This is a genomic window from Hydrococcus rivularis NIES-593, assembly GCF_001904635.1.
Classification (GTDB): Bacteria; Cyanobacteriota; Cyanobacteriia; order Cyanobacteriales; family Microcystaceae; genus Hydrococcus; species Hydrococcus rivularis.
The window spans coordinates 36412-60682 of record NZ_MRCB01000006.1; the positions used below are offsets into that span (position 1 = coordinate 36412).

Below are 24271 nucleotides of genomic sequence, written 5' to 3' on the forward strand. Positions count from 1 at the left end.
ACAGGTAAAGCCTCTTCAGCGGAAGGCAGCTACAAGAGGACAGATTTTAGCTTTTTTGCCTTCTGCTCTCTCAAGCAAATGTTTTACGCCTAATGCAGCTTGACTGTCGAACCAATCAAAGATTCGCTGTAGCTGTTCTAGGGAAATAAAGCCATACTGCCAGAGGAGCATGGCTAAGGGATCGTTGGATTGTTGCCTTTTTTCTATGACCATCGCCAAGTCTGCCTTGGGGATGGCAAGTTCTTCATGCAAAAATTGACGAAATTCCGTAAGTGAAGAATTGGATTCTATGACAGCACCATTTTCAGTTACCACTAGAGACAAACGGCTGTTTGCTCGTAAAGTTACTAATGATTTAAAGGGTGAAAGATGAAGTGTGGATTTGACTTAACCTTATGTTGAACTCGTTTTATCTTTCTCCTTCAATTCTTCATCCTTTATTCTTTATTGGATAACCGATCGCTATTTAGCAGGTTTGACGAAGCTTACAGTCAGGCTATCTTCTGCAAGGAAGTGTTCGAGATGGAAAGCTCTGTCTTCAGTTGCAAGCAGGATTTGTTCGTAGAGATAGCGAGTCGCGCGATCGCCCACGCTTTCGGCTTGATTGGCTTGACGGCGAATTAAGTTAATGACGGCTTGTTCGGCTGCTAGATCGTGTTCTAGCATCTGACGCGCCGTAAAAATACCATCTTCTTCTTGGGTAAAACAGCACAATTCGGCAAGTTTGCCAAAGCTGGCGACTGGCGTACCACCCAAACCATTCAAGCGTTCTCCGAGATCGTGAACGTGACCTGCAACTGCCCCATAACTGTCTTGGAAGAACTGATGTAATTGATAAAATTCAGACCCCTCGACAACAAAATGATGTTTTTGGTACTGGAGATAAAGGGCTTGGAAGCTTGCTAGAGCAATATTTAAGCCTTCGCAAACGGGAGCCGTTATTTCCCGTCCTAAACCAATAGGATTGTCCGATACTTCTCCAAAGGGACGAAACGTTGTAGTTGTCATGGTTTCATTCTCAGTAATTGATAGGATAGCCTTCTGAATTCAGAATTTCTTCTGCTTCCCAGCACCGCTGTAACCAATCCACTAATTCTCGACGAGCAGCGAATAGCTGTTGAACGGTACTGCGTAACAGAATTGCATCGATGCAATTGTTAACTTCTACTAAGAGTGACCCATTGCTGGGACACCAACAAGGAATATTTAATTCTTGGAGGCGGTGATAGACGAGCCAGCGATCGCTGCGAGAAACTTTCGCCACCTCCCAGACGAATGCTTGAGAACTTGGAGGGTTATACATCATTGTAGTGACGCTCTCTTTGTAAATTCCGTATCTGTTGTTCCATTTGCTCGATGCGATCGAGCAACATCCGAATCACTTTCCCTTCTACATCGGGTAATTTACTGTGTTCTAAATGTTCTAGGGGACAGCCATGACCCGTGCGCGAAACGATGCGACCGGGAACTCCCACCACCGTACAATCATTCGGTACGTTTTGCAGAACGATCGAACCCGCACCGATGCGAACGCGATCGCCAATATGAATATTTCCTAAAACTTTAGCACCCGTCCCGACAACGACGTTATTGCCCAAGGTTGGATGGCGCTTGCCACTTTCTTTTCCCGTTCCCCCCAGCGTGGCATTTTGATAAATTAAACAATAATCTCCAATAATAGCCGTTTCCCCAATGACGACTCCCATGCCGTGGTCGATAAATACGCCCTCTCCGATGGTTGCGCCGGGGTGAATTTCAATACCAGTCAAAAATCGTCCCACGTGGGAGAGAAAGCGGGGCAGAAAAGGAATGTTTTGACGATAGAGCCAATGAGCAAATCTATGTAGCGCCAAAGCATGCAAACCAGGGTAGCATAACAATACTTCAAACCAATTTCTGGCGGCTGGATCTCGCTCGAAGATGATTTGAAAGTCCTTCTTCAGCGCCTGCAAGGGAGAGATAGTTAGAGGGCGAGGGCAATCCGTCGAGGAAGCCTTTACCTCCCAAGGTTGGTTTGTTTCTAGGGTGATGGGGTGTAACATCGAATTGGGCAATCGAATTTGAGGGTTTCGATGTTTATACCAAGTGCCCCTAGAGAGATCGCATCAATCCGTGTTAGTTAAGATTATTTGATTAATCTACTTGTACTCGCTTCAGTAGAATCTTTATCCGATAAAGCTTAGCGCTATCTAAAAAATTTTTTTGGGGCAAGGGGCTAGTATTTTTTAATAGGGGTTAGAGTATTTATGAGTGGAGGCGCAAGTATTTGTGTACTCAGATTTAAACTCGCTCTAATTTAGTTCTGTTCAGCTTTTTGGGTAATTCATCGAAGGATTTTCACTAATGTAGCTTTGAACTCAACTATTAATTGTTTTGTCAGATTTGAAACCCTTACTAGGCGCGAAATTCCAGCTTTTAAGAAAAGATTTTTGCAGGAGTTGAGTAGACGGCAAATTTCCGCTCGATTAAATGTTAAATTAGATACAGAATTGAATTCCGTGACAGCACTGGGGAAGCCGAAGATGCTTACTCCAGTTTTTTTTACCTTTTGTCATCGGTCATTTGTCATTTGTAACTTGGGCGGGATGCGAATTGCGATCGCTCATTCAAATTACTCAGCGCGATCGCGATTTCTATATCTGGTTTCTCTGCGATCAAGCTTTTGTGCGCTATTCTAGCAAACGGCAAGAGGTTAAATTCCTGCTATATTAAGCTTTTCAAGAGTATCATGAGTAGATGAACGAACCGACAGCAGCCCAGCTACGGAGTTTATATCGGCTTTGTCATCTACTCACCAATGTGATGTTTCAGCCAATTCACATTGTTCGTTTAGATGAACGGACGCTTAATTTATTTATTCTGGCTGGACAACATGAAGAGATCGAGTTTGAAATAAAACTGGATGGGAATATTGAACCATGACAAAAATCAATTATGCTCAAATGAGCGATCGCGAGTTAAAACGCTATCTTCTCACCCATCGCGACGATTTAGAAGCCTTTCATGCTTATATGGATCGGCGACATTCCCGTCCTCGTGAAACTTCTATAACGTTTGACGATCCACAGTGGGAAGAAAAAATTTTATCGGCAATTCGAGCGCAGTTAAGCTCATCTGATTAGTTTACGCGATCGCGATTTCCATACAGGTAAATCAGTTATCAAGCTTTTGTGCGCCATTCTAGTAATATCGAATTCGGTTAAACATCCATATTACTTGTAGGGGCGGGTTTAGCGAAGATTTTTATGCTTAATAATTAATTATTAGTCTAAAAGTTACTCAAAAAGCCTGCTCTCAGTATTTTTCTCGAAAACAATATTGCAAGTTTGGAAAAAACTAAGTATTTTGCCTGAAAAATTGATAATTGAGAAAGCAAAGCGCTTCCAAGTTTTATCAACAGATTGTCTCACGCTGGAGAATCAGGCAACGCCGAAAAAATTCTAAAATTAATTGAATCGCGATCGTTCTTACACCAATCCGATTACTTCGTCAAACGTTAAGGGTGTAAGTGTTTCGACCTCGTTGCTTAGACTGATAGAGAACTCGATCTGCCATCTCCAATAACATGTTTGGCGAACTGTTTTGTGTGGGAATAGTGGTAGCAACTCCTAAACTAACGGTAATATAGCCATTGCCGTTAGCAACATGGGGAATCTGAAGCTGCTGGACTTGCGTAAGGATAGATTTCGCTATATGCTCGGCTCCAGTAAGATTGGTATCGGGCAAAACGATCGCAAACTCTTCTCCACCATAGCGAGCAACTAGATCGGTAGGACGTTTGATAACTTGAGATAGAGTCTGTGCGACTTGCACCAAGCACCGATCTCCCGCCGGATGACCGTAAGTATCGTTGTAACATTTGAAGCGATCGACGTCGCACAAAATCAGCGACAATGGACTGACGCAGCGTGCCAATCGCTTCCATTCACGAGCAAAATACTCGTTGAAATAGCGACGATTGGCTACATTAGTCAGGTCATCGATAGTTGCCAATCTATGGAGTTCTTGATTAGCCGCTCGCAACTTCTCGTTAAGCTGCTTTAATTCGCTAGTTTGGCGATCGATGATTTGCTGCATCTGTTCGATCACATGATACGTCTGTGCTGGATCGATCCGTTTGAGCAATTGCGTTTGAGTAACCATCCCAGCTAACTCGCCAGTGGGTTCGGTAACGACCAAGCGACGAACTTTTAATTGTTGCATTCGTTGATGTACGATCCAAAGGGAATTTTGGGGCTGTACGGTAGATAAAGGCGCACTCATGACGGTTTGTGCCGATAGGCGATCGAAATCTCGTTTGCTCGCGTGAAGTTTAATAATGTCTCGTTCTGTAACAATTCCAAGCGGAATAGAGGTTTTGGCATTGACAATGACGATACAACTGACTCGATGCAATGCCATCTGTTGGGTTAGCTGCAAAACTGTGTCGTTAGGCGCTCCGCAAATGACATTGCTTACCATTACCTCAGCTACCTGTATGTAGCGCAGTAAATATTCTGGCTTCAAAACGTTGCGAATGCTCTGAGGAGTTATGATACCCCAAAGGCGATCGCGATCGTCTAATATTGGCAAATGGCGAATTCGATAACGATTAAATAGCTCCGATACCGTAAAAATGTTGTCAATTTCGGAAGATTTTAGGCTAATTACTGTTTGAGTCATGAGATCGGCCAGGGTAAGTTTTTCTAGCGACCTCCCAGAAGAAATGACTTTGACGACATCTCGTTCAGTCAAAATCCCAGCGAGTTTTTGATTATCGACGACTAACACGCAACTCGTCCGTGCCTCATTCATCGCTGCGATCGCTTCTGTCACCGATGTAGAAGGTGACAGGGTCAATAGCGATGACTGAACGATTGCTTCAACGGCTGTCTGCATCTGCATATCGATAAACTGACTTTTTAACAATGACTGTACTTGTTTTGGTGCGATGCCGATTTATTTTAACTTAAAAAATCTAAGTTGCTTGGATTTTGTTCACCATTTAATCGATCCAAAGAAAATTTTAAATTGGTTTTACTATCTCGCCAACGAATGTTAAATTAGATACAGAATTGAATTCCAGTAGTTTCCGAGTACAACAATAGAAAATAAAAAATTATTGGGGAAAATTACCCAAAACCCTTACTTAGATTTACGTAGATCGGGTTGGGTAGTGAGTACACAAATACCGTCCCCTTCTACAAAAAAACTAGCTCCTCTCCTCAAAAATACTAGCCCCTCAACCTCAAAAAAATTTTTTTTTCCTATTATTTCAAATCTTTCGCCCCTGAGTACAAGCTTGATTAATCTCAATAAATTACGATCGCACCTTTGCACTCAAGCCCCAAAAAACTGGGGTGGTATAACTCTTTTATTGCAAATACAAGCAAATCGGCTTAACAGTTTTTTCAAAATTTGGAATTCTACCAGAATTCATCTGCACACAACTACTTACGGAATTCAATGACTGGTACACTAATCGGCACTCAAACGACTTCCAAACTGCCAATTGCTCCCTCAACCGAGAAAAAATCTTCTGGCGGTTGCGGTTGCAGTTCAAAAACCCCCCAGGAAGTCAAAGACCAGAAAATTTTAGACAGAATTTCTAAACACCCTTGTTATAGCGAAGAAGCACACCATCATTATGCACGGATGCATGTTGCGGTTGCACCCGCCTGCAATATTCAATGTAATTATTGTAATCGCAAGTATGATTGTGCCAATGAAAGTCGTCCTGGCGTTGTCAGCGAATTGCTAACCCCAGAAGAAGCAGCACATAAAGTATTGGTTATCGCTGGTAAAATTCCACAAATGACGGTGCTAGGTATTGCTGGACCCGGCGATCCTCTAGCTAACCCAGAAAAAACCTTCCGCACCTTTGAATTAATTGCACAAAAAGCCCCCGATATTAAATTATGCTTGTCCACCAATGGGTTAATGCTACCCGATTACGTCGATCGCATCAAACAACTCAATATCGATCACGTCACCATTACGATTAATATGGTTGACCCAAAAGTAGGAGAAAAAATCTATCCCTGGATTCGCTACAATCGCAAGCGCTACAAAGGATTAGAAGCAGCCCAAATCCTCCACGAACGTCAAATGGAAGGATTGCAAGCACTCCAGGAAGCCGATATCCTCTGCAAAGTTAACTCCGTCATGATTCCAGGAATCAACGACGAACACTTAGTAGAAGTCGATGAAGTTATCCGCTCCAAGGGTGCATTCCTACACAATATTATGCCCCTAATTTCGGCTCCAGAACACGGTACTTACTTCGGACTCACCGGACAGCGCGGTCCCACGCCCAAGGAACTAAAAGCCCTGCAAGATAAATGTTCTGGTAACATGAAAATGATGCGCCACTGCCGTCAATGCCGTGCAGACGCAGTAGGACTTCTCGGTGAAGATCGATCGCAGGAATTCACCAAAGAGAAATTCATGGAAATGGCTCCAGAATACGATTTCCAGAAGCGCCAGGAAGTTCATGCAGGTATCGAGGAAGCTAAAGCAGCACAGAAAGCGGAAAAAGAAAGAAAAGCAGCCCTCAGAAAGGCTAACGACGTACCTTTACCCAAGATTCTCGTTGCAGTGGCAACCAAAGGCGGCGGCGTAGTCAATCAACACTTCGGTCATGCCAAAGAATTCCAAATCTTTGAAATCGATGGCACAGAAGCGAAATTTGTCGGACACCGCAAGGTAGATCTTTACTGTCAGGGCGGTTATGGTGAAGAAGCAAGCTTAGAAGGAATTATCAAGTCAATTGCAGATTGCAAAGGCGTACTTGCCTCCAAAATCGGCAGTTGCCCTCAAGATGAACTGCGTAAAGCAGGAGTCGAACCCTTTGAAGGATACGACACCATCACTAAGGTTGCCTTTGACTTCTACGAACAATACCTGCAAAAGCAGAAAGAGTTAGCAGCAGTATAGTTGCAAACGCTATAACCGAGGAGTAGAGTCATGACTTACCAGATTACCAGTGAATGTATTGAATGCGATCGCTGTCAAACGCAATGTCCTACAGGTGCAATTGAAACTCTCAACGGCAAACCGTTCATCAATCCTAACCTCTGTAACGATTGCGTTGGCTATTACAGCGTTCCCCAGTGCATGGCAGTCTGCCCTACCAATCGTGGTTGCGTTCCCAGTATCGATACTCTAATCCAACCCAAACAAATACAAACCGATTACTGGGAATCCTGGTTCGATATTTATGATAGGGCGATCGCCCAACTCAAAGCCAGAAAGCAAACCAAATATTGGCATCGCTGGTTTTCTCTCTACTCCCAGGAAATAGCATCTCTCGCGAACACTGTTCAGTAGTGCGAATTACGCGTAGTGCGGGCATCTTGCCCGCGTGTGGGAAACACAAACCGCGAGCGAGACGCTCGCACTACCAAAAAAACTGGTACCCGATCATGAACGACTGCATCTATCTTGATAACAACGCTACGACGCGCATCGATGACGAAGTAATTACAGCGATGCTGCCTTACCTAACCACTTATTACGGCAATCCCTCATCCATGCACACCTTCGGCGGACAAGTGGGAAAAGCTGTAAAAGAAGCACGAGAGCAAGTCGCCTCCTTACTGGGCGCAGAATCTTCGGAAATCGTTTTTACCAGTTGCGGCACGGAAGGCAATAACGCCGCCATTCACGCTGCTTTATCCGCGCAACCCGATAGAAAACATATTATTACCACTGAAGTCGAACATCCAGCCGTGCTTAATCTCTGCAAGCACCTGGAAAAGAAAGGCTATACTGTAACTTATCTCTCGGTCAACGAGAAAGGATTATTAGACTTAGACGAGTTAGAAGCTTCGCTCACTGGAGGAACCGCCTTAGTTTCGACCATGTATGCAAACAACGAAACGGGCGTACTATTCCCAGTCGAGCAAATCGGGCAGATGGTGAAGGAATACGGTGCTATCTATCACGTCGATGCAGTTCAGGCAGTGGGTAAAATCCCTCTCAATATGAAGGATAGCACCATCGATCTGCTTACTCTTTCCGGTCACAAACTTCATGCACCAAAAGGTATCGGGGTACTCTACGTGCGCCGTGGCACAAGATTTCGTCCTCTGCTCATCGGCGGACACCAAGAAAGAGGTCGTCGTGCGGGAACGGAAAATGTACCTGGCATCATAGCACTCGGCAAAGCAGCAGAATTGGCAAAGCAGCATTTAGCCAACGTAGACCGCGAAAAACGGTTGCGCGATCGCCTCGAACAATCTATCCTTGCAACCATCCCCGATACCGTCGTCAACGGTCATCCTACCCAACGGTTGCCCAACACCACTAATATCGGCTTCAAGTATATCGAAGGAGAAGCAATACTCTTGCATCTCAACCAGTATGGCATCTGTGCGTCTTCTGGTTCCGCTTGTACCTCCGGTTCTCTCGAACCCTCTCACGTCTTGCGAGCAATGGGACTTCCCTACTCAGTGTTGCACGGTTCAATCCGATTTAGCCTCTCTCGTTATACCACCGACGCGGAAATCGATCGCGTTCTCGAAGTTCTGCCTGGCATTATCGAACACCTCCGCGCCCTCTCTCCCTTCTCCAGCGACGAAGCAGATTGGCTGCAGGAACAAGAAAAAGCAGTGTTAGCTAAGTAGTGCGGGCATCTTGCCCGCGTGTAGGAAAAAATATCCGCACACAGGCAATAAAATCTGCGAGCGAGACGCTCGCACTAAGAATAAATCGAACGGATAACTGATAACTGGTAACTGAAATGTGGGACTATACAGACATAGTAATGGATCACTTCTACAACCCCCGTAATAAAGGTGCGATTACGGAGGCGCAAGAAGGAGAAAGAATTGTAACCGGAGAAGTCGGTAGTATTGCTTGTGGGGATGCGCTAAGATTGCACCTCAAAGTACAAGAAGCCACTGAAATTATTATAGATTCTAGATTTCAAACCTTTGGTTGTACCTCTGCGATCGCGTCTTCTTCTGCACTGACCGAACTGCTCAAAGGCAAAACGTTAGATGAAGCGCTTAAGATAACCAATAAAGAGATTGCCGACTTTTTAGGCGGATTGCCCGAAGAAAAAATGCACTGTTCCGTGATGGGACAGGAAGCGTTAGAAGCAGCTATTGCCAACTACAGAGGCATTCCCCTAGAAAACCATGACGATGATGAAGGAGCCTTGCTCTGCCGCTGTTTCGGCGTTACCGATGCTAAGATTCGTCGAGTTATTATCGAAAATAATCTTACCACTGCCGAACAAGTTACGCACTATGTTAAGGCAGGCGGCGGATGCGGTTCTTGCTTGGCAGATATCGACGATATTATTGCCGACGTTCTCGAACAGAAAGAGAAAGCTGTGGCGGTGGCAACAAAAGTTGTTACGGATAAATTAGCCACTACCCAATCCGGCAAACCCCTGACCAATCTGCAAAAAATCGGGCTGATTCAGCAAGTTTTAGATAGCGAAATCAAACCCCTTCTCGCTAGAGATGGCGGCGATGTCGAACTGTTCGACGTGGAAGGCGATCGCGTCCTTGTCGTTCTCCAAGGCGCTTGCACGAGCTGTTCTAGCTCCACGGAAACCCTTAAAGTTGCCATTGAAGCTACCCTGCGCGATCGCGTTTCGCCTACCTTAATTGTCGAATCCGTTTAATTCATCGTAGTGCGGGCATCATGAGCGCGTCTGGGAAACACACCACAACCGAGCACTACCAATCAAAAATCTTCCAACCAAAGAGCAAACCATGTACAAATATCGAGAAACGCGAATGGGGCGATCGCCTCCAGTAGCGAAGCTCCCCATCGCGTAGCGCATCCATAGGTAAAGGATTTTAGAAAACCCGATGCAGGGAATGAAGGTTCGCCAGGGACGTATCCCACATCAACAAGAACATCGCGAAGACAGTTTTACCGTTCGTCTCTACATCCTGGGTCTCTAAAATCCTGACCTACTTTCCTAATCCATTTTTTAATCCAGACTTACTTATTTTACAGGAGAATCAATCGTGCGACAAATAGCGTTCTACGGCAAAGGCGGAATCGGTAAATCTACCACTTCTCAAAACACCATTGCAGCCTTAGCAGAACAAGGTCAGCGCATCATGATCGTCGGTTGCGACCCTAAAGCTGACTCTACCCGCTTAATGCTTCACTGTAAAGCTCAAACCACCATTCTGCACTTAGCAGCAGAACGGGGATCTGTAGAAGATCTAGAACTTGAAGAAGTATTATTGACCGGCTATCGCAATGTTCGTTGTGTGGAATCCGGCGGTCCTGAGCCTGGAGTTGGCTGTGCTGGTCGCGGCATTATCACTGCCATTAACTTTCTAGAAGAAAATGGTGCATACGAAGACCTAGATTTCGTCTCCTACGACGTACTGGGCGACGTTGTCTGCGGTGGTTTTGCCATGCCAATCCGTGAAGGAAAAGCACAAGAAATTTACATCGTCACCTCGGGTGAAATGATGGCAATGTATGCAGCTAATAACATCGCGCGAGGCATTCTCAAGTACGCTCACTCTGGCGGCGTTCGCTTGGGCGGGTTGATTTGCAACAGCCGCAAAGTTAACAAGGAAATCGAATTAATCGAAGCGCTCGCCGAGCGTCTCGGCACGCAAATGATTCATTTCCTCCCCCGCGACAACCAAGTTCAGGAAGCCGAACTGCGCCGCATGACCGTGATCGAATACTCTCCCGATCACAAGCAAGCCGATGAGTATCGCGCGCTTGCCAAGAAGATCGAACAAAACACTAACTTAGTCATTCCAACTCCTATCGAGATGGAAGAACTAGAAAATCTGTTGATCGAATTCGGTCTTCTCGGCGGCGAAGAAGAGTATCAAAAAGCGCTTGAAGCAGACAAAGCGAAAACTGTTGCTGCCGTCTAAGTCGGCGACTAGAACTGTTTAGAGGGATGAAACCAGACAAGGAAGATCGAACTCCCTCTTCTCCCAAATCCCCCCTATCTTCCTTGTTTCTCCCTCTTCCTCATTCACTGATAACCGTTCGCAGAACACTGGTAACTGATATGACCACAGCAGAGGAAAAAAGACAGCTAATCCAAGAGGTACTGGACGTTTATCCAGAGAAAGCCCGCAAAAAACGGGAAAAACACCTCAACGTTTACGAGGAAGGTAAACCAGATTGCGGCGTTAAGTCGAACGTTAAATCCCTTCCCGGCGTAATGACCACTCGCGGTTGTGCCTATGCAGGTTCAAAAGGGGTGGTATGGGGTCCGATTAAAGATATGATTCATATCTCTCACGGTCCCGTCGGTTGCGGTTATTACTCCTGGTCTGGTCGCCGTAATTATTACATCGGTACGACAGGCATCGATACCTTTGGTACGATGCAGTTCACCTCCGATTTCCAAGAGCGCGACGTCGTTTTCGGCGGTGATAAGAAACTGCACAAACTCATTCACGAAATCGAAGAACTTTTCCCGCTCAACGCAGGAATTTCCATCCAGTCAGAATGCCCCATCGGTCTAATTGGAGACGACATCGAAGCGGTTGCCAAGAAGACCAGCAAAGAAATCAACAAAACTGTTGTTCCCGTCAGATGCGAAGGATTCCGGGGCGTTTCCCAATCGCTCGGACACCACATCGCTAACGACTCCATTCGCGACTGGGTATTTCCCCAAGCGGATAAAGAAAACATAGAATTTGAAAGCACGCCCTATGATGTAGCCATTATCGGGGACTACAACATCGGTGGCGATGCTTGGTCGAGCCGCATTCTGCTCGAAGAAATGGGCTTGAGAGTCGTCGCTCAGTGGTCTGGCGATGGCACGCTCAATGAAATGAAGCTCACGCCCAAAGTGAAGCTCAATCTCGTCCACTGCTATCGGTCGATGAACTACATCAGCCGTCACATGGAAGAGAAGTATGGAGTTCCCTGGTTTGAGTATAACTTCTTCGGACCGACCAAGATTGCTGAATCCCTCAGAGCGATCGCGAATTTCTTCGACGACAAAATCAAAGAAGGCGCAGAAAGAGTTATCGCTAAGTATCAACAACAAGTCGATGAGATCCTCGCCAAGTATCGTCCTCGTCTAGAAGGCAAAAAAGTAATGATGATGGTCGGCGGATTGCGTCCTCGCCACGTCGTTCCCGCCTTCAAAGATTTGGGAATGGAAATGCTCGGCACGGGCTATGAATTCGGTCACAACGACGACTACAAGCGTACCACTCACTATATCGAAGACAGCACCTTAATTTACGACGACGTAACGGCTTTTGAATTCGAGAAATTCGTCGAAGCGCTCAAACCCGATTTAGTTGCTTCGGGTATTAAGGAAAAATACGTCTTCCAGAAAATGGCACTACCCTTCCGTCAAATGCACTCTTGGGATTACTCCGGTCCTTACCACGGATATGACGGATTCGCCATCTTCGCAAGGGATATGGATCTAGCGCTCAACAGTCCTACCTGGAGCTTAATCGGCGCACCCTGGAAGAAGTAATTGTTGTTAGTGGTTAGTAGTCGAGCGTTCATCGTTTTTCTCGCTAACTAAGTAGATGAGCAAAATTAATTTCCAGATATTGTAGTGCGAGCGTCCCGCTCGCGCGAGCAAGATGCTCGCACTACCTACCAACTACTAACTACTACCCAATCCCTAATCCCCAATTCCCCAATCATCCTTGATAGGAGCAAAATAATGGCTCAGAATGTAGAGAAGATCAAAGACCATGCCGAACTATTTCAACAGCCAGAGTATCAAGAACTCTTCAAAAGCAAAAAAGAAAGCTTTGAAGGAATGCCTGCCAGTGACGAAGTAGCGAGGGTTGCCGAATGGACGAAAACTTGGGAATATCGCGAAAAGAACTTCGCTCGTGAAGCGCTAACGGTTAATCCAGCCAAAGCCTGTCAGCCTCTTGGAGCCATTCTCGCTGCCGTTGGCTTTGAAAGCACGTTGCCCTTCGTACACGGTTCGCAAGGTTGCGTTGCCTACTTCCGCACCCACTTTACTCGCCACTTTAAAGAACCCTTCAACGCCGTTTCGAGTTCCATGACCGAAGATGCAGCCGTCTTCGGCGGACTCAAAAATATGATCGACGGGTTGGCAAACGCTTACGCCCTCTACAAACCCAAAATGATTGCTGTCTGTACGACTTGTATGGCAGAAGTAATTGGGGATGATTTGGGTGCGTTTATTACCAACTCCAAGAAAGCAGGGTCTATTCCTGAAGATTTCCCAGTTCCCTACGCCCATACCCCCAGCTTTGTCGGTTCTCACATTACTGGATACGACAACATGATGAAGGGGATTCTCACCAATCTTACCGAAGGCAAGAAAAAAGAAACCACCAACAGCACGATTAACTTCATCCCCGGTTTTGAAACCTACATGGGCAACCTGCGAGAGTTGAAGCGCCTCACGTCTTTACTGGGCGTAAACGCTACGATTTTGGCAGACAACGAAGAGTATTTAGATTCCCCCAACACGGGCGAATACGAAATGTATCACGGCGGAACGCCTCTAGACGTGGCTGCCGAGTCGATTAACGCCGAACAAACCATTGCCCTGCAAGCTTACTCCACCGCTAAAACGCGGGAGTATATTGCAACTGAGTGGGGACAAAAGACTTCTGTTATTCGTCCTTGGGGCATCAAAGGAACCGACCAATTCCTGATGGCGCTATCTGAAGCAACAGGCAATCCTATCCCCAGAGAGTTAGAAGTCGAACGCGGTCGCGTGGTTGATGCGATGACCGATACGCAAGCGTGGCTGCACGGCAAGCGGGCTGCGCTTTACGGCGACCCCGACTTGGTGCTGGGACTGTTGCAGTTTTTGCTGGAGATGGGAGTCGAACCCGTTCACGTTCTCGTGACTAACAGCAACCCCACCTTCGAGGAAGAAGCGAAAGCATTATTAGCTGCTAGTCCCTACGGACGTTCGGCAACGGTTTGGGGTGGAAAGGATTTGTGGCACATGCGATCGCTGCTGTTCACCGAACCCGTAGACTTCCTAATTGGCAATTCCTATGCGAAGTACCTCTGGCGCGATACTGGAACCCCATTAGTCCGCATTGGCTATCCGATCTTCGATCGCCACCACCTACATCGCTATTCTACCATCGGTTACTCTGGTGCGCTCAATCTACTCAACTGGATTGCTAATACAGTCCTCGACGAGTTAGATCGCAACACCATCGTTCCAGCGAAGACGGATATCTCTTATGACCTGATTCGCTAATCGGGATTGGAGATAGGTGCTTTGGGGCTTTGGGAGTGAGGGACATAATCTTTAGACGAACAACTCCCCTCTCTCCCCCATCTACCCCATTTCCCTTGTCTGCAAAAAAACTCCCCTAGGAGCAATAATCATGACCAGTACTACCCATCCCCTCATTCCTAACAGAAAGCCATCTTTCGATATTCTCTATCCCGTGCGCCGTTGGATTGATGGCATTGAGGTTAAAGATGCAAAATTCGCCCACTTCATCTGTCGAGTTTTTCCTTGCAATTGTCCTTTTGAGCGGGATATTAAGCTTTTTGGACGCACTTTGTTTCATATTCCTCCTCTTTGTAAATTGAATCCTTTGTACAACGAAGTTGTTGGTTTGCGGTTTCGGGCTTTATCTTATCTGTCCGATACTTGCGGGGTGGATGTAACTCACTACATCTGTTAGGGATTTTTTATCTCACGCAAAGGAGGCACGGGTGCACCACCTGCGAGCGCACATTGAGTGCCGTCGCGCAAAGGCACAAAGAAGACGCAAAGTTAGGTTATCTCGATCGCATATTAGTCACAAAAGTCACGGAATTTACGATGAAACTTACACAAGGTAAAATTAATGAACTGCTTACGCAGTCGGGTTGCGACCACAACCATAAAAAAGACGGTAAGGGCAAAAATAAGTCTTGCAAGCAGCAAGCTCAACCGGGTACTGCTCAAGGGGGTTGTGCTTTTGATGGGGCTTCTATTGCTTTGGTGCCGATTACGGATGCAGCACATTTGGTTCATGGCCCTATTGCCTGTGCGGGCAATTCTTGGGGCAGTCGCGGCAGTCTTTCTTCTGGTTCTACGACTTACAAGATGGGTTTTACCACTGATGTTAGTGAAAATGACGTGATTTTTGGTGGCGAAAAACGACTCTACAAGGCGATTAAAGAAGTTTGCGATCGCTATCATCCCCCCGCCGTATTCGTCTATTCTACTTGCGTGACGGCGCTGATTGGCGACGATATGGATGCGGTTTGCGCTGCGGCGACTAAGAAGTTTAATACTCCCGTCATACCAGTTAATTCCCCTGGTTTTGTGGGTAGTAAAAACCTGGGCAATCGATTGGGTGGAGAATCCTTACTCGAATATGTTGTTGGTAGTAAAGAACCGGAATATACAACGCCTTACGATATTAATTTAATCGGCGAATATAATATTGCTGGGGAAATGTGGAATGTTACCCCGATCTTTGAGAAGCTGGGCATCCGTGTTTTAGCTAAGATTACGGGCGATGCTCGTTATGAGGAAATTTGCCACGCCCATCGCGCCAAAGTTAACGTCATGATTTGTTCCAAGGCGTTGATTAATATGGCGACGAAAATGAAGGATAAATACGGCATTCCCTACACGGAAGAGTCCTTCTACGGCATCGACGATATGAATCGTTGTTTGCGCAATGTTGCAAAGTTGTTAGGCGACGCAGATTTGCAAGAGAGAGTGGAAAAACTCATTGCAGAAGAAACGGCTAAGTTAGATATTGCTTTAGCACCCTATCGCGAGAGGTTGAAAGGCAAGCGCGTTGTTCTTTATACGGGTGGGGTTAAGAGTTGGTCGATTATTTCTGCGGCGAAGGATTTAGGCATTGAAGTCGTCGCCACCAGTACTAAGAAAAGTACGGAAGAAGATAAAGCCAAAATTAAAGAATTACTGGGCAAAGATGGGATGACTCTGGAGAAAGGCAGTCCTAAAGAGTTGCTCAGCGTGATTGAGAAGACTAGGGCGGACATGTTGATTGCGGGTGGACGGAATCAATATACGGCACTGAAAGCCCGCATTCCCTTCCTCGACATCAACCAAGAACGTCACCATCCTTACGCGGGCTACGACGGCATGATTGAAATGGCAAAGGAATTAGATGAGGCACTGCACAGTCCTATTTGGGCGCAGTTGAGAAAAGCTGCACCGTGGGACGCAGTTGAAACTGTTACCGAAAAGCTGGTTGTTAATTATTAAGTCTTTTTTATCTCGCGCAGAGGCGCAGAGAGAAATCTCCAATCCAAAATCCGCCGTTCTCCTTGAAGAGGTTCGAGGAGCGTGCGGCAACTTCGCCAAAATCTAAAATCCTTTCATCGAGATGACTATTGTAACCAGTCGCAAAAAATCTGTCGCAGTGAACCCTTTAAAGCTAAGTCAGCCTTTGGGCGCTTCGCTAGCTTTCCTTGGGTTGAAGGGGATGATGCCTTTGTTTCACGGTTCCCAAGGATGTACGGCTTTTGCTAAAACGCTTTTGGTGCGTCATTTCCGCGAGGCAATACCGATGTCTACGACGGCGATGACCGAAGTGGCTACTATCTTGGGCGGACAGGAAAATATCGAACAGGCAATCCTGGTTTTAGTCGAGAAGGCACAACCTCAAATGATTGGTCTTCTGACGACAGGGTTGACTGAAACTCGCGGTGAAGATATGGAGGGCGTTCTCCGAGTGTTCCGCAAAAATCATCCCGAATTGGATTATCTGCCGATTATTTTTGTCTCGACTCCCGATTATAAAGGGGCATTGGAGAGTGGATTTGCTGCTGCGGTAGAAAGCATTGTCTCGACAGATTACGGCGCTGGGGAAGAAAAACCGCCTTCTCTCTATCAACAACCTCAAATAACAATTTTAGCGGGTTCTCTGCTTTCGCCTGGGGATTTGGAAGAGATTAAGGAGATTGTTGAGGCGTTTGGGTTGAAACCTTTGGTAGTACCCGATCTCGGTGGTTCCTTGGATGGACATCTCGAAGATGATTATCAGACGACAACGAGTGGCGGAACGACTTTAGAAGGGTTGAGAAGTTTAAAGGATTCAGTTTATACCATCGCGATCGGAGAAAGTATGCGTCCTGCTGCCAAAATCCTAGAACAAAAGTTCGGGACTGGCTACGAACTCTTTCTCAGGATAGCAGGTTTGGAGGCAACGGATAATTTTATCTGGCGACTCTCTCAAATCGTCAATTCCCGGCACGATCCTCATTTCGTTCATCCGCCTCACGTACCCCAGAAATATCAACGCCAGCGTCGTCAATTGCAAGATGCTATCCTCGACACGCATTTCTATTTTGGTCGCAAGAAAGTTTCTTTGGCATTAGAACCCGATTTGCTTTATCAAACCAGTTGGTTGCTCAAAGAAATGGGGGCAGAAATTCAAGCGGCAGTGACGACAATGAAATCTCCAATTTTGGAAGATTTACCTGTAGAAACAGTAACCGTTGGCGACTTGGAAGATTTAGAAGATTTGGCAGAGGGTTCCGATTTAATTATTGCTAACTCTCACGGAAAACGAGTTTCGCAAAAATTCAATATTCCCCTGTATCGCATGGGCTATCCTATCTTCGATCGCCTGGGTAACAATCATCGCTGTTTAGTCGGTTATCGAGGAACAATTCAGTTTCTCTTGGATGTCGGCAATCTGTTTCTGGAAGCAGAAGAAGCCCACAATCACAGTCAATTTACTCATCATCATAACCACTAATAATTAGAACCATCCAAAATCGAACGATGAGCCAAGCAGTCTTGTTAAAAGAACCAAAAACTTTTTTTAAGAAACCAACAGTCTTTCTTAAAAAAACTTCTTCTTTAGATATCTTTGCTAATCCCTTTCTTCAAGAATTAGCTAAACAAATTATCGCTAGAGATACTTTTGGTATCTATCGTAACTATTCTTATAAATCACTTTTGCGATTATTGGTATTAGATCCCAAAACACGCGATCGCTCTCGAAGAGATATTTTTTCTCAAAAGCGAATCGTGACTTTTTACAAAACTATCGCTGCACGAGTCGAACAAGAAACCGGAAAATCAGCTAAAGTTTTTATTAATTTTAACTGTAAAGGTTTTGGCTATGTATTAATATTTTGTAATCACCTATTAGTGGTTTCTCAAGTTATCCGCAACGCCCAAAATTTTGGTTTTAACTCTCTAGAGAATCTTGCTAGTGAGGGCGAGAAAATTATCAACTCAGCCCTGAAAATAGCTCAAAGATATTTCGATTTTTCGAGAGAATCTCAAGTTTGTAATTGTCGCATCTCGCTCGCGAATCTATGAAAGTAAGTAAGATGCTCCCGATTTTTCCTTCATTTTCTTAAGCTCATTTTGAGGAGAAATATCGTGAAAGTTGCATTTGCTACTAGCGATAACGTTCGCATTAATTCTCACTTCGGTTCGGCACAAAGTATTGCTGTCTATGATGTCTCGTCGGAAGGCTATAACTTTTTAGAAACAAAAACATTTGGTGGCAACCTTGATGAAGATGGAAACGAAGATAAATTAGTTCCAAAAGTTACAGCTTTAGAAGGATGCACTCTAGTCTATGTCTCGTCAATTGGAGGTAGCGCAGCTTCTCGTTTACTTAGCAACAAAATTACTCCTATCAACCTCAGAAGTGATGAGACAGAAATTAAAGGAATGCTTGATAATTTAGTCGAAACATTAAATGGCGATCCTCCCCCATGGTTAAGGAAAGCATTGCAACTACAAAAACCTAAAAGCTTTGATTTTGAAGATGAAGATTAGTAGTGCGGGCATCTTGCCCGCGAGAATAATCAGAATCTGCGAGCAAGATGTATGCCCTCCGGGCACGCTGAGAGCCTCCGGCTCCGCTACGCGAACGCACTATCTGCTAACAACCAACCAATAACAATTATTAATCCAATGAGTACAACTGCAACTGAAACAAACACAAATATTGTCGCAGAAAACGCCTTTTTGCAAGAATTAGTTCGTCAAATTCGCGCTCAAGATCATTACGGCGTTTACAGAAGCTGGGAAGACGGATTAGTACTTTCTCCGTTTGTTGTTTCTCGCGAGAAAAAGCGTCAACTTAAAGTTGATGGAGATGTCGATCTTGCCACTCAATTAAGAATTTTATCATTTTATCGCGCGATCGCGGCTTGCATTGAAAAAGAAACCGGAAAACTTTGCCAAGTCGTTATCGATTTGAGTCATGAAGGTTTTGGTTGGGCATTGATTTGGTGCGGACGCTTAATGGTAGTTTCTCGTACTCTCAGAGATGCTCAACGTTTCGGTTACGATTCACTAGAAAAATTAGCCGCCGAAGGAGAAAAATTGACTAAATCTGGCGTTGATTACATTCAACGTTTCCCTGAGATTGCGAATCTTTAGTTAGTGGTTATTGGGTCGTGGTTAGTGGATTAAAAATTTCTCTGTCAACCACTAACGACTAACAATCCAAAATCTAAAATCTAAAATCTAAACATGGTTGAACTAACAACAGAAATTTCAACAAAAGAAGCCATTGAGGAGTTAAAAACCCAAATCAAACGCCTCAATACCCAAGCAGGTCAAATGAAAATGGATCTGCACGATCTGGCAGAAGGATTACCAACTGATTTTGAAAAACTGCCAGAAGAAGCTGCTAAAACCTATGAGGTTTATAAGCAGTTAGACGCGCTAAAAAAACAACTGAAAGACTGGGAGAAAAAAATCAAATGACACTTACAACTGCTACCAAAAGAACCTTGGCAGAATTCAGAAAACTGACAGATGCAGAAGATTACTTACAGTTTTTTAACCTTCCCTATAGACAAGATTTTGTCAATGTTAATCGACTGCATATCCTCAAACAATTTGCCCTTTTAATTGCCAAGATTGATGAAGTTTTTCCCAATGTCAGTGAAGAGGAAAGATTAGAAAAATATCGCTTGGCACTGACAGAAGCTTATGAACTTTTCCAAACAGCTAGTCCGCTAGAAACTAAACTGTTCAAAGTCTTCAACGAAACACCAAAAAACTTTGTTTCCCTCGAATCGCTGGCTAAAAAGGCAGGAGTAATATAAATGGTACTGACACCACAGGAATTAGAACGCTACAGCCGACAAATCATGCTTCCTGGTTTTGGCGAGGAAGGACAAACAGCCCTGAAAAACTCAACTGCCTTAGTTACTGGTGTAGGCGGATTGGGTGGAACGGTTGCCTTGTATTTGGCGGTAGCGGGGATTGGCAAACTAATCCTCGTTCGCGGGGGAGAAGTCCGTCTCGACGACATGAATCGCCAGATTCTCATGACCGATGACTGGGTTGGCAAGCCTAGAGTTCATAAAGCTAAGGAGACTCTAGCCAAAATTAACCCTCATATCGAGATCGAAGCGATTCCCGAATACGTTACCTCCCAGAACGTCGATTCCTTGGTGAAGCAAGCTGATATCGCGATCGACTGTGCCTTTAATTTCGAGGAACGGGATTTGCTAAACGATGCTTGCGTGCGTTGGAATAAGCCGATGGTAGAAACTGCTATGAATGGCATGGAAGCCTATTTGACCACGATTATTCCTGGCAAAACTCCCTGTCTCTCTTGTATCTTTCCCGAAAAACCCCAATGGGATCGCTGGGGTTTTGGTGTCCTCGGCGCTGTTAGCGGAACTCTTGCTTGTCTGGCGGCTTTAGAAGCCATCAAATTAATTACCGGACTAGACAAGCCTCTTTTAGGTCAATTATTGACAATGGATTTAAGTCGTTTGGAATTTGCCAAACGCCGTCCCTACCACGATCCCGATTGTCCAGTTTGCGGCAGTAGAACGAAACAAGGGATTGCAGAAGCGATCGCGTTCTTGGAAATAACAAAAGAAGAGGACCTGGCAAGCATGAGGTATTAAATTTTTTCCTCCTACTAACCACCAACTACTAACCACTAACAAAAAAAGGAGATTTCGATGACAATTATCCTCACAGAAAAAGCTGCATTTCGCCTTCGGACTTTTATCAAAGGAAGTGCATCAGCCACGTCTGAAACGGGCATACGAGTAGGCGTAAAAGATGGCGGATGTAGCGGTTACGAATATGCTTTAGATATTGCAGACAAACCCAATCCCGATGACTTGGTATTTAAACAAGACAATATACCAATTTATATCGACCCAAAAAGTGAGCCACTTGTTAAGGGTGTTGTCATTGATTTTGTCGAAAGTTTAACTCAAAGCGGCTTCCAATTTATTAATCCCAATGCAACAGATACTTGTGGCTGCGGCAAGTCATTTTCAGTCGGCGATTGTACCCCTGATGCAATTCCTTGTAGCTAGAGAAATTTATCAAGTCGCGATCGAACATCTAAGGTAGTGCGAGCAAGATGCTCGCACGAAGGAAATAAAGGAAATATGAGCTGCGATCGCATTAAATTTATCCCTATTGAGGAGAACAAAAAAATGACTACAACTTACAAAGTTCGCTTGATTAAAGGTAGAAAAAAACAGCCTCCAGAAATGGACGTAACGATTGATGTGGCAGAAGATACTTATATCTTTGATGCAGCAGAAGAAAATGGCATAGATTTACCTTCTTCTTGTCGTTCTGGTTCTTGTTCTAGTTGCATTGGCAGAATTGAAGAAGGAGAAGTCAATCAAGACGATCAAGTTTTCTTGGATGATGACCAACTAGCGAAGAAATTTGTTCTTTTATGTGTAGCTTATCCTCGTTCTGATTGCACGATTAGAACTCATCAGGAAGCTTATTTAGTCTAAGATATCCAGTTTTACTTCTAAGTGGCAAAATAGCTTAGATAAAAGTGGGCATTATTTTTTATCTTTACCCTCTTATTCATCGCTAATAGTGCCCACTCTAATTTCAATTTGAGACCCTCAAAAATTGAGAGTCCGAGCATCGGATTTCAAAATAAAAAATAGCTTTGGATCAAAGTTTGGTGTTTATCCCACAGTAACTCAACCCATGAGGAGATGTTGCAGTCGTGATTAAACCAGAATATCTTGCTCAAGAATATGTATCGCTAGTCAAGAATTATTATCCGATGACTGGGGAGTTATTAGAGTATTGCTATGTCAAAATTCTTGAGTGCTATCTGGAAAGATCGGGGAAGCGTTTTTATTACGTTGGCGTTTATTATCCCGAAGGAATGTTAGCTGTCATTCAAGAGCAACAAGATGTTTTAAAAGATATTGCCGAAAATATGGGATTAGTTGCAGTAGTTTGTATCAATGCAACTCGATTGGTACGCGATCCAGTTTCAAATCTAAAACAAGAAAATCCTCGTCTTTGGCTGGAGTTATATTGGGTCGCAGCACACAGACATTGGGAAAATTATTGAGGCAATTGCGATGTTTATCTCTTATATATTCCTATCATTCATCTGTCTGGTTTCGGCTTGGATCTTCTTTAACGATCGCGATCCTATTCATAGTCTAGCTGCTATTTTTACTGGTTTACTGACTTTAGTATGGCTGTTTATTCTCACGCCACTGTTACTCAAACTTCCCCTCGTCATTGCTTCGGTCTTTGTATTTCACTCCATAGAAATAGCTTCTAAAAACTAAGCAAAGGAAGATTATATCTATGTTTACCCAAGGCTTTTCGGTTTGTTTTTCTTCGTTAGCTTTACTAAAAAATAAAGAAAAAGGAGTTGTCAGTTGCTTGAGAAACAAGGATCGAGAAATTATCCGGAAAATTCAAGCAATGGGAATTACTCCCGGACAACAAGTTTTTGTGGAAAAAGTATTTCCAGATTTCATTATTAAAATCGGAAAAAATAAAATAAAACTAGATTCAGAAATAGTGCGATCGATTTATGTTAGAGTCACTTAAAAGTAATTGAATAATAACAAATCGATCGCTCTCATTTTTGTGAAAAGAAATGAATCACTCAATTTACAGGAGAACATCTAATGGCAACACTAACTGGTACAACCCTCGGAGGACTTACCTGGGAACCGAATTTCGTTCAAGAAATCGACCAACACAAATGTATTGGCTGTGGCAGATGCTTTAAAGTTTGCGGTCGCAATGTACTCGCTCTGAGGGCAATGAACGATGAAGGTGAATTTGTAGAAGATGAAGATGATGATGAAATCGAACGCAAGGTAATGACAATTGCTAATCCTCAATACTGTGTAGGCTGTCAGGCTTGTTCGAGAATTTGTCCGAAAAATTGCTACACACACGCTGCTTTAGCAGTCTAAAATTTAGATCTTAAGAGCTATTAGCTTTTAAAATAAAGGAATAGCAGAATTTGAGAAAGCGTCAGCGATCGCGTTTTGGTACATACTTAAAAAAGCTGGCTGCTTGCCGCAAACTAGCAAAATTTGTTATTGTGTCGAATAACGTCGGAAAACTATGCGCGTTGCTCAGAATATTACAGAACTCATTGGTCGGACACCTCTGGTTCGATTAAATCGCATTCCCCAGGCGGAAGGTTGCGTCGCTCAAATCCTGGTCAAACTAGAGAGCATGAATCCCGCTGCCTCAGTTAAAGATCGGATTGGCGTGCATATGATTAACAGCGCCGAACGAGAAGGATTAATTTCTCCTGGTAAAACCATTCTCGTCGAACCCACTTCAGGCAATACGGGAATTGCGCTGGCTATGGCAGCGGCGGCCAAAGGTTATAAATTAATCTTGACCATGCCAGAGACCATGAGTTTAGAGCGACGGGCAATGCTAAAAGCTTATGGCGCGAAATTGGAACTAACTCCGGGCAATAAGGGAATGAGCGGCGCGATCGCGCGAGCGAACGAACTCTTAGAAACCATTCCCAATGCCTATATGCTCCAACAGTTTAACAATCCTTCTAACCCAGAAATTCATCGATTGACAACGGCAGAGGAAATTTGGGAAGATACTGATGGTAAGGTGGATGCTCTCGTCGCTGGCGTAGGAACGGGAGGCACGATTACCGGAGTTAGTGAAGTTATCAAACAGAGAAAGCCAGAGTTTAAAGCGATCGCAGTCGAACCAGCCAACAGCCCCGTTCTCTCTGGCGGCAATCCCGGCCCTCACAAAATTCAAGGCATCGGCGCGGGTTTTGTGCCTCAAGTCCTTAAAGTCGATCTGATCGATGAAGTAATAACCGTAACCGATGAAGACGCGATCGCCTATAGTCGTCGCATGGCAAAAGAAGAAGGTCTGCTATCTGGAATTTCTAGCGGGGCTGCCCTTTGTGCCGCTATCCAAGTAGCCAAGCGTCCAGAAAATAAGGGAAAGCTTATCGTCATGATTCAGCCCAGCTTTGGCGAACGCTATCTCAGTACGGTGCTGTTCCAAAACTTAGATGAAGGAGAGAGAGAGCCAGTACTTGCTTAATGTTCACAATTCAGGAGTCTAGGAGTCAAGATTCTATCATTTGTCCCTTGTCTTCTGTAT

32 protein-coding genes are annotated in these 24271 nt (G+C 44.6%); 26 read left to right on the plus strand and 6 right to left on the minus strand.

Annotation, left to right across the window (positions count from 1 at the left end; translation table 11 throughout):
- Window positions 1-15 precede the first annotated feature (15 nt).
- The 4 genes from NIES593_RS07110 to cysE all read right to left on the minus strand — a co-directional run bounded on the left by NIES593_RS07110 (window position 16) and on the right by cysE (window position 2042).
- A complete protein-coding gene (locus NIES593_RS07110; RefSeq protein ID WP_245817346.1) occupies window positions 16-315 on the minus strand; it encodes a DUF2949 domain-containing protein in 300 nt (99 codons plus the stop codon).
- 147 nt (window positions 316-462) lie between these two features.
- Window positions 463-1008, minus strand: coding sequence for a DNA starvation/stress protection protein DpsA (gene dpsA / locus NIES593_RS07115; RefSeq protein WP_073598921.1), 546 nt, complete (start codon window positions 1006-1008; stop codon window positions 463-465).
- Window positions 1009-1018: 10 nt separating this feature from the next.
- On the minus strand, window positions 1019-1306 hold the full coding sequence (locus NIES593_RS07120) for an Asr1405/Asl0597 family protein (protein ID WP_175561062.1): 288 nt from the start codon (window positions 1304-1306) through the stop codon (window positions 1019-1021).
- Window positions 1296-2042, minus strand: a complete 747-nt coding sequence (cysE, locus tag NIES593_RS07125) for a serine O-acetyltransferase (protein WP_073598923.1) — start codon at window positions 2040-2042, stop codon at window positions 1296-1298. The genes NIES593_RS07120 and cysE overlap by 11 nt, the downstream gene beginning before the upstream one ends.
- A 520-nt stretch (window positions 2043-2562) precedes the next feature.
- Here cysE and NIES593_RS23990 point away from each other — a divergent pair.
- From NIES593_RS23990 to NIES593_RS07135, 3 genes are read left to right on the plus strand one after another with little or no spacing between them, the layout of a single operon-like run.
- The gene (locus tag NIES593_RS23990; RefSeq protein ID WP_175561063.1) at window positions 2563-2712 is read left to right on the plus strand and encodes a hypothetical protein; all 150 of its coding nucleotides are present in this window, start codon (window positions 2563-2565) and stop codon (window positions 2710-2712) included.
- Window positions 2713-2736: 24 nt separating this feature from the next.
- Window positions 2737-2922 carry a DUF6888 family protein gene (locus NIES593_RS07130; RefSeq protein ID WP_073598924.1) on the plus strand — a complete coding sequence of 62 codons (186 nt, stop codon included), beginning with the start codon at window positions 2737-2739 and terminating at the stop codon, window positions 2920-2922.
- The gene (locus tag NIES593_RS07135) at window positions 2919-3122 is read left to right on the plus strand and encodes a DUF6887 family protein (RefSeq protein ID WP_073598925.1); all 204 of its coding nucleotides are present in this window, start codon (window positions 2919-2921) and stop codon (window positions 3120-3122) included. The genes NIES593_RS07130 and NIES593_RS07135 overlap by 4 nt, the downstream gene beginning before the upstream one ends.
- A gap of 367 nt (window positions 3123-3489) precedes the next feature.
- Here the strand turns inward: NIES593_RS07135 and NIES593_RS07140 are convergent, their stop codons facing one another.
- Complete coding sequence (locus tag NIES593_RS07140; RefSeq protein WP_175561064.1) at window positions 3490-4878, minus strand: diguanylate cyclase domain-containing protein; 1389 nt, start codon at window positions 4876-4878, stop codon at window positions 3490-3492.
- A 567-nt stretch (window positions 4879-5445) separates the two neighbouring features.
- Here NIES593_RS07140 and nifB point away from each other — a divergent pair.
- From nifB to nifU, 4 genes are all read left to right on the plus strand, one after another.
- Window positions 5446-6915, plus strand: coding sequence for a nitrogenase cofactor biosynthesis protein NifB (nifB, locus tag NIES593_RS07145; RefSeq protein ID WP_073598927.1), 1470 nt, complete (start codon window positions 5446-5448; stop codon window positions 6913-6915).
- 30 nt (window positions 6916-6945) lie between these two features.
- Window positions 6946-7308 carry a 4Fe-4S binding protein gene (locus NIES593_RS07150; RefSeq protein ID WP_073598928.1) on the plus strand — a complete coding sequence of 121 codons (363 nt, stop codon included), beginning with the start codon at window positions 6946-6948 and terminating at the stop codon, window positions 7306-7308.
- Between the two features lie 95 nt (window positions 7309-7403).
- Complete coding sequence (gene nifS / locus NIES593_RS07155; RefSeq protein ID WP_073598929.1) at window positions 7404-8606, plus strand: cysteine desulfurase NifS; 1203 nt, start codon at window positions 7404-7406, stop codon at window positions 8604-8606.
- 116 nt (window positions 8607-8722) lie between these two features.
- Entirely contained in the window at window positions 8723-9616 is an 894-nt protein-coding gene (nifU, locus tag NIES593_RS07160) for a Fe-S cluster assembly protein NifU (protein ID WP_073598930.1), read from the plus strand.
- 62 nt (window positions 9617-9678) lie between these two features.
- Here nifU and NIES593_RS23995 read toward each other — a convergent pair whose 3' ends face one another.
- The gene (locus NIES593_RS23995; protein ID WP_175561065.1) at window positions 9679-9843 is read right to left on the minus strand and encodes a hypothetical protein; all 165 of its coding nucleotides are present in this window, start codon (window positions 9841-9843) and stop codon (window positions 9679-9681) included.
- Between the two features lie 122 nt (window positions 9844-9965).
- On the opposite strand from NIES593_RS23995, the gene nifH reads away from it, so the two are divergent.
- The 19 genes from nifH to cysK all read left to right on the plus strand — a co-directional run bounded on the left by nifH (window position 9966) and on the right by cysK (window position 24211).
- Window positions 9966-10850 (plus strand): nitrogenase iron protein, encoded by an 885-nt coding sequence (gene nifH, locus NIES593_RS07165; RefSeq protein WP_342747331.1) that lies wholly within the window; start codon window positions 9966-9968, stop codon window positions 10848-10850.
- A gap of 140 nt (window positions 10851-10990) precedes the next feature.
- Window positions 10991-12427 carry a nitrogenase molybdenum-iron protein alpha chain gene (gene nifD / locus NIES593_RS07170; RefSeq protein WP_073599038.1) on the plus strand — a complete coding sequence of 479 codons (1437 nt, stop codon included), beginning with the start codon at window positions 10991-10993 and terminating at the stop codon, window positions 12425-12427.
- A gap of 195 nt (window positions 12428-12622) precedes the next feature.
- The gene (gene nifK, locus NIES593_RS07175) at window positions 12623-14161 is read left to right on the plus strand and encodes a nitrogenase molybdenum-iron protein subunit beta (RefSeq protein ID WP_073598932.1); all 1539 of its coding nucleotides are present in this window, start codon (window positions 12623-12625) and stop codon (window positions 14159-14161) included.
- Window positions 14162-14291: 130 nt separating this feature from the next.
- Window positions 14292-14597, plus strand: a complete 306-nt coding sequence (locus NIES593_RS07180) for a Mo-dependent nitrogenase C-terminal domain-containing protein (RefSeq protein ID WP_073598933.1) — start codon at window positions 14292-14294, stop codon at window positions 14595-14597.
- A gap of 140 nt (window positions 14598-14737) precedes the next feature.
- Window positions 14738-16144 (plus strand): nitrogenase iron-molybdenum cofactor biosynthesis protein NifE, encoded by a 1407-nt coding sequence (nifE, locus tag NIES593_RS07185; protein WP_073599039.1) that lies wholly within the window; start codon window positions 14738-14740, stop codon window positions 16142-16144.
- Window positions 16145-16265: 121 nt separating this feature from the next.
- Window positions 16266-17642 (plus strand): nitrogenase iron-molybdenum cofactor biosynthesis protein NifN, encoded by a 1377-nt coding sequence (gene nifN, locus NIES593_RS07190; protein WP_073598934.1) that lies wholly within the window; start codon window positions 16266-16268, stop codon window positions 17640-17642.
- Window positions 17643-17668: 26 nt separating this feature from the next.
- Window positions 17669-18214, plus strand: coding sequence for a DUF269 domain-containing protein (locus NIES593_RS07195; protein ID WP_083602364.1), 546 nt, complete (start codon window positions 17669-17671; stop codon window positions 18212-18214).
- Window positions 18215-18277: 63 nt separating this feature from the next.
- A complete protein-coding gene (nifX, locus tag NIES593_RS07200) occupies window positions 18278-18682 on the plus strand; it encodes a nitrogen fixation protein NifX (RefSeq protein ID WP_073598935.1) in 405 nt (134 codons plus the stop codon).
- 138 nt (window positions 18683-18820) lie between these two features.
- Window positions 18821-19291 carry a NifX-associated nitrogen fixation protein gene (locus NIES593_RS07205; protein ID WP_073598936.1) on the plus strand — a complete coding sequence of 157 codons (471 nt, stop codon included), beginning with the start codon at window positions 18821-18823 and terminating at the stop codon, window positions 19289-19291.
- Window positions 19292-19384: 93 nt separating this feature from the next.
- Window positions 19385-19621, plus strand: coding sequence for a CCE_0567 family metalloprotein (locus tag NIES593_RS07210; protein WP_073598937.1), 237 nt, complete (start codon window positions 19385-19387; stop codon window positions 19619-19621).
- On the plus strand, window positions 19618-19965 hold the full coding sequence (gene nifW / locus NIES593_RS07215) for a nitrogenase-stabilizing/protective protein NifW (RefSeq protein ID WP_073598938.1): 348 nt from the start codon (window positions 19618-19620) through the stop codon (window positions 19963-19965). Before NIES593_RS07210 ends, nifW begins: the two co-directional genes overlap by 4 nt.
- A complete protein-coding gene (locus NIES593_RS07220; protein ID WP_073598939.1) occupies window positions 19966-20781 on the plus strand; it encodes a HesA/MoeB/ThiF family protein in 816 nt (271 codons plus the stop codon).
- 57 nt (window positions 20782-20838) lie between these two features.
- Complete coding sequence (locus NIES593_RS07225) at window positions 20839-21204, plus strand: HesB/IscA family protein (protein WP_073598940.1); 366 nt, start codon at window positions 20839-20841, stop codon at window positions 21202-21204.
- 123 nt (window positions 21205-21327) lie between these two features.
- Window positions 21328-21642 carry a 2Fe-2S iron-sulfur cluster-binding protein gene (locus NIES593_RS07230; protein WP_073599041.1) on the plus strand — a complete coding sequence of 105 codons (315 nt, stop codon included), beginning with the start codon at window positions 21328-21330 and terminating at the stop codon, window positions 21640-21642.
- 224 nt (window positions 21643-21866) lie between these two features.
- Window positions 21867-22223, plus strand: a complete 357-nt coding sequence (locus tag NIES593_RS07235) for a hypothetical protein (protein WP_073598941.1) — start codon at window positions 21867-21869, stop codon at window positions 22221-22223.
- Between the two features lie 10 nt (window positions 22224-22233).
- Window positions 22234-22449: a hypothetical protein gene (locus NIES593_RS23455; RefSeq protein ID WP_073598942.1), complete on the plus strand. Its 216-nt coding sequence runs from the start codon at window positions 22234-22236 to the stop codon at window positions 22447-22449.
- Between the two features lie 19 nt (window positions 22450-22468).
- The gene (locus tag NIES593_RS07245) at window positions 22469-22717 is read left to right on the plus strand and encodes a FeoA family protein (protein WP_073598943.1); all 249 of its coding nucleotides are present in this window, start codon (window positions 22469-22471) and stop codon (window positions 22715-22717) included.
- A gap of 80 nt (window positions 22718-22797) precedes the next feature.
- Window positions 22798-23091 carry a ferredoxin III, nif-specific gene (gene fdxB, locus NIES593_RS07250; RefSeq protein WP_073598944.1) on the plus strand — a complete coding sequence of 98 codons (294 nt, stop codon included), beginning with the start codon at window positions 22798-22800 and terminating at the stop codon, window positions 23089-23091.
- Window positions 23092-23245: 154 nt separating this feature from the next.
- The gene (gene cysK, locus NIES593_RS07255; protein WP_073598945.1) at window positions 23246-24211 is read left to right on the plus strand and encodes a cysteine synthase A; all 966 of its coding nucleotides are present in this window, start codon (window positions 23246-23248) and stop codon (window positions 24209-24211) included.
- The last annotated feature ends 60 nt before the right edge of the window (window positions 24212-24271 follow it).